General features: G+C 51.4%; 5 protein-coding genes. 2 read left to right on the top strand and 3 right to left on the bottom strand.

Going from position 1 to position 4,675, the window contains the following annotated elements; genetic code table 11:
- Positions 1-460 precede the first annotated feature (460 nt).
- The gene (locus QNK41_RS19580; protein WP_319260466.1) at positions 461-679 is read left to right on the top strand and encodes a hypothetical protein; all 219 of its coding nucleotides are present in this window, start codon (positions 461-463) and stop codon (positions 677-679) included.
- A gap of 596 nt (positions 680-1,275) precedes the next feature.
- On the top strand, positions 1,276-1,743 hold the full coding sequence (locus QNK41_RS19575) for a cache domain-containing protein (protein ID WP_319260463.1): 468 nt from the start codon (positions 1,276-1,278) through the stop codon (positions 1,741-1,743).
- 157 nt (positions 1,744-1,900) lie between these two features.
- On the opposite strand, the gene QNK41_RS19570 is transcribed toward QNK41_RS19575, so the two are convergent.
- The 3 genes from QNK41_RS19570 to QNK41_RS19560 all read right to left on the bottom strand — a co-directional run bounded on the left by QNK41_RS19570 (position 1,901) and on the right by QNK41_RS19560 (position 4,205).
- On the bottom strand, positions 1,901-2,185 hold the full coding sequence (locus QNK41_RS19570; RefSeq protein WP_319260460.1) for an integration host factor subunit alpha: 285 nt from the start codon (positions 2,183-2,185) through the stop codon (positions 1,901-1,903).
- Between the two features lie 226 nt (positions 2,186-2,411).
- The gene (locus QNK41_RS19565; RefSeq protein WP_319260457.1) at positions 2,412-3,677 is read right to left on the bottom strand and encodes a tetratricopeptide repeat protein; all 1,266 of its coding nucleotides are present in this window, start codon (positions 3,675-3,677) and stop codon (positions 2,412-2,414) included.
- Between the two features lie 126 nt (positions 3,678-3,803).
- Positions 3,804-4,205, bottom strand: a complete 402-nt coding sequence (locus QNK41_RS19560; RefSeq protein ID WP_319260455.1) for a RidA family protein — start codon at positions 4,203-4,205, stop codon at positions 3,804-3,806.
- Positions 4,206-4,675: the final 470 nt, after the last annotated feature.

The following is a 4,675-nucleotide window of genomic DNA, read 5'->3' as shown; positions in this document are numbered from 1 at the left end:
AGAGAATGATCCCTAATATGGTCAGAACACTAGGGGTAAACACACCGGCAAACGTGCCCAGCCGGCCGGCAGTGAGGCTATCGTCCGTTGACGATGGTTTATTCATGGATGGCGGTCTCTTTCTTGTGCCATTGGGCCGGTAGGCTACCGGTTGGCTTTGAAGCAAATGTTCTAGTATGCGGCTTTTCCCGGAACACTGTGGATGCGTTCGGATGCGCCGGTACCTTGCACCCAAAAAGGAATGGAGAAAGGCTAAAGGAAACAACCAGCCGGCATCATAGGCGTTTTAAGCAAGAAGGTCAAATATATTGCCCCATCGCCTGGATAGAACAAAACAAGGGGGTGATTGTTGAGGGAGCTGCCCGACCTGAACACCGCACGTCGGAAAAAACGGGTCAAGTTTCCGGCCAGAGCGCCGAAGATGAAGTATGAAAATCAGCACCAAAGGATGGGTACCATCATGAGATCGTTCATTACAAAAGGCAGGCTAATCGTAGCGACCGTTACCCTCATTCTCCTGGTCGCCGGTTTTCTGTTAGGTACCCAGCATGGCTATAACCTGGGATATCTCGACGGGGAAAACAGGGCCAACGGCTGGTGGATCGACAAAAAAACCCACTATTACGAATCTTCCGAAATCAGAAAAAAGCGAATCAACCTCAAACACAATCATATTTAACCCATCTTCGCTTCACGGCAAATGAATGCAATCTCGGCCAAAGCACCTGCAGGCGCGACGTCTTCACCACGCAAAAAAATTCCATCGCGTGTGCAATTTTCGTAACTGCTTTGCCTGAAGCCTTATCTATAAAATTTAAAAACTTATATATTCCAAATATTTATAAATCAGGCATGCTGATTGCTATATCATATGGTTTCGGTTTCCAAATGGAGGGGTTCCATCCCTTCTTAACCGATTGTTCCTTCACGACAAGCAACTATTTCAACGATCGCGTGTCTTCATTACATGGACCTCCATCTGAATTGAGCGTCACCCAGCGAATTTCATCGATGCGCTGATTGCCTCCTTCTGCCTTTCTCTTCTCCGACACGCTGCAACCACAGACCAAAAAGATCCCTTTGGCCTGGGAATCAGATGTGCCCCGAGAAGGCGATGCCTTGTTGGAATTGTCTATTCTCGACAAGCTGTTAAACCGCACCCGAAAAACAACCCCTAAGGGACAAGGAGGTGATGCCGGCAAACACCATTCTGTGTCATGTTTGGTTACTGTTTAGATCTGCAACTCAACAACCGATCAAGAGAGAGGAGCACCAATGAAAAGATCAATCCAAACCACGGCCATCGTCGTTATGCTAATAACCTGCTTTGCCGCTCTGGTATGGGCTGAAAGCGCCACGAAAGAAGAGGTGATCGCCAAAACCCAAGCAGCGGGAAAGCTGGTTCAGGAAAAAGGCGTGGAGATGGCCAGTCAGACCATTGGAGATAAAGAAGGGCCGTTTGTCTGGAAAGACACCTATGTGTTCTTGATGGACCTGGACGGCAAAATGATCGCGCACCCCATCAAGCCGGAACTGACCGAGCGGGACACACTGGTCGAGGTGAAAGATACCGACGGTAAACCCCTGTTCGTGGATTTCATTCAAGTCGCCGGCAACAAAGGCTCTGGCTGGGTGGACTATATGTGGCCAAAGCCGGGAGAGGAAAACCCGTCGGCCAAGAGCACCTATATCTATCGCGTTGAAGGCACCCCTTATTTTGTCGGGGCCGGCATCTACAAATAGTATACTGAAAACTGCCATGTCTTACAAAAAGCCAGCGCAGAATATCCGCGCTGGCTTTTTCTATGAAACGCTGGGCACCCGAAGGACCCTCAGGTTGTTCTCATGTCGGTGATCATGATACCATTTTGCAGTGGATAGGGAATAACAATCCTATTCGTTACTTCCCGTTTACCGTCTTCCTCAACTTACCAGAGCACTTGAACGTCACCACCCGCCTTGACGGAAGAATGGCATCCTCACCGGTGGCCGGATTCCGGCCTTTCCGCTCATTTTTTTTCTTCACGCAAAATTTCCCGAACCCACTGACCAGGATATCCTCACCGGATTCCAGTGAGGCTTTAATCAATTCAAGAAGTGCTTCAACGGTTGCTACGGATTGGATCTTGGAAAATCCGAGTTCATTGTAGACCAGTTCTACGATGTCATGCTTCGTCAGTGCCATGTGTGAATCTCCATTTGTAGGTGGGATGAATCCACGTTCGCAAAATTTCCTATTCTTGTCAAGGGGTTGGTGTTCATTGAGATGTTGGAGAAAATTCACGGATAGCGTCCGGGCCAGAGGCTTGTCCGTCTGGAAGTCATCGTGCCTCATCGTTCTGCAAAATAGTGGGGGAGGGGGGTATTGGAACTCTGGATCCGTCATCTCCACTATTTGATTTCTCCCGGAGTCAACTCTCGAAGTGGTTGCTTTGGCTTCCCGCCTTAGAATCCATTTGCTCGGCCAAGGCCTGGAATCGCCTGGCCTCGGTCTCGTTGCCTATGGATAGGTATATCCGGCCGACCTTGGCATAATACACGGAGGCATTTTCAGGCCGTTCCTGGGCCAGGGCGAGATAGAGTTCCAAAATAGCAGTGTCGTGCTTGCCGGCGGCAAAAGAGAGATCGGCAAACTTTTCCTTGACCAGTGGATCGACGCGGTGATGACAGCTGTTGCAGTGCCCCATGATCTCCTGGTACATCCGGCGCGCATGATCCATTTCGTTCAGGGCCTCGTGGGTTCTGGCCAGCGCGGCTGCGATGGATTCATCCCAGCCATAGGTCGCCAGGAAATCGCGAAAGAAAGTTTTGGCGACGTCGAAGTGGCCGGCCTGAAATAGGGTTTCACCTTTGAGGACGAATACTGGCAGAGACGCCGCCAACTCGTCGGGGATCGACGACAACAGCGCGTCAGCCCGGTCGAATGCCCCTTGTTCCCAGTATATTTCACATAAGATCTGATAGGCCGGCAATGTGTCCGGGTGATTTTGCAGCAGCGTCTCCAAGAGCTGCCGGGCCTGCTCGGGCCGGTTGAGTTGGAGGCATGCCGTGGCCAGTTCCAAGGGAATATAGCTGCCCGCCGCATTCCGGGTTTCCAGGGCACGGGCAAGATAGTCTGCGGCGGTCTCGAACTCCCCGTTGTTCAGGGCGAGATAGCCGGTTTTAAAATCGGCGCCATACCCCAGGTAGGCCCGCCGCACCGGATCGGGCAGCGTGCCGCACAAGGCTCTGAACGCTTCATCCGGCGACTGAACGCCCAGACTTTCTTCTTCCGGTTCCCATTCATCTTCCGGCTTTGAAAGCATCTGGCGGCGCTCAGCGGCACGAACCGCCTCGATCTCCCGACGTTGCTGCGAGAGGGTTTTTTTTAAGGCATCATCGTCGGTCAGCGCCAGGGCCAGTTCCACCAATTCCAAAGCTTCTTTATAATCGCCGATTGCCGCCAGGTGTGCCCCATTGTGGTGATGCTCGCGGGCCAATGCCTCCTTGGTGCCAGCGATCTTCTCCTCAAGCCGACTCAGACTGTCCCGATCTTGACCGGCGGCGGCAGTCCGTTTCCGATGAGCACGTTCATATTCCAGTTTGGCCGCACCCCAAAACCCGGCCGTGCCAAGCGCATCCCCTTTTTGTTCGAGCCGTTCAGCTGTAGGCCCAGAAAACAGGTTGAACCATGCCATCACCGATCTCCTTTGCATCTGCCCAAACGTTGCATCAACTCCCGGGAAAAAACTACTTTTTCGATATCCTGGCAAAAATAATCAAAACCCGTCTCATTTTCAATTTTTAAAGGTCGAGGACCCAAATCACGAGGTGCCCCGGCCTGAACGTGATGGCAATTCGGCGATGCATTCGATTTCCACCAGCGCATCCAACGGGTTTTTCTTGACCGAGATGGTTGTCCGGCTGGGCTTGTGCCCCCGAAACCGCTCTGCATAGACCGTGTTCAGGCCTTGGAAATCATTCATGTCATAAAGGTACACCGTCGTTTTAACAATGTCTTTCAAACTCAACCCCACACCGGCCAGAACAATTGAAAGGTTGTCCAATACGCGATGGGTCTGTTCTTCAATGGTGGAGCCGACCAGCTTCATGGTCTTCGGGTCCAGCGGTGTCTGGCCTGAACAAAAGACCAGATTGCCTGCCTTCATGGCATGGCAATACGGGCCAATCGCATCGGGCGCATCCTGAACATGAACAGCTTGCATTTCATTTCCCCTCTTCGGTTTGATTCACGATCATGCCTGACCGCAGGCCATGGTTAAGCCAGCAGACGTGGAAGGTTATCGATCCTACCATAAAATGAAAGGGTAAAAATTGACAAGGCCCTAAACAGGGCCTTGTCAAGAGGGAGGAGTGAGGAACGTTTTACCGTTGCGCTATTACACTGCATTTACCGTGCCGCTTTTAAAATTTTTATTTTTCCGTTTAAATTCAGTGCGTTTTATATGCGTTAGGTCAGGAAGGCTTCGACGGGTGTCAATTTATTAACGCCCGATGGCGGTCTGGGTGTCAATTTATTGACGCCCGATGACGTTCTGGGTGTCAATAAAGTTGAAGGGGCAAAACCCAGGGCGCAAAGCCTTGCCCGAGATAGCATCACAGAAGCAGCGCAGTTCAGTGGTTTTCCGATCCTCTCCGGAAGTGATCGGAATCGAAACGGATTCAGTTCTATTGA

This window comes from Desulfosarcina sp. (genome assembly GCF_033791525.1).
Classification (GTDB): Bacteria; Desulfobacterota; Desulfobacteria; order Desulfobacterales; family Desulfosarcinaceae; genus Desulfosarcina.
The sequence above is the reverse complement of the archived record's forward strand: the minus strand, read 5'-3'. Positions and strand labels throughout refer to the sequence as shown.

What these genes read in the sequence shown, in the direction of transcription:
- QNK41_RS19575 (WP_319260463.1), top strand. Translation starts at nt 1,276, where the DNA reads ATGAAAAGATCAATCCAAACCACGGCCATCGTCGTTATGCTAATAACC.
- QNK41_RS19560 (WP_319260455.1), bottom strand. Translation starts at nt 4,205, where the DNA reads ATGCAAGCTGTTCATGTTCAGGATGCGCCCGATGCGATTGGCCCGTAT.
- QNK41_RS19580 (WP_319260466.1), top strand. Translation starts at nt 461, where the DNA reads ATGAGATCGTTCATTACAAAAGGCAGGCTAATCGTAGCGACCGTTACC.
- QNK41_RS19570 (WP_319260460.1), bottom strand. Translation starts at nt 2,185, where the DNA reads ATGGCACTGACGAAGCATGACATCGTAGAACTGGTCTACAATGAACTC.
- QNK41_RS19565 (WP_319260457.1), bottom strand. Translation starts at nt 3,677, where the DNA reads ATGGCATGGTTCAACCTGTTTTCTGGGCCTACAGCTGAACGGCTCGAA.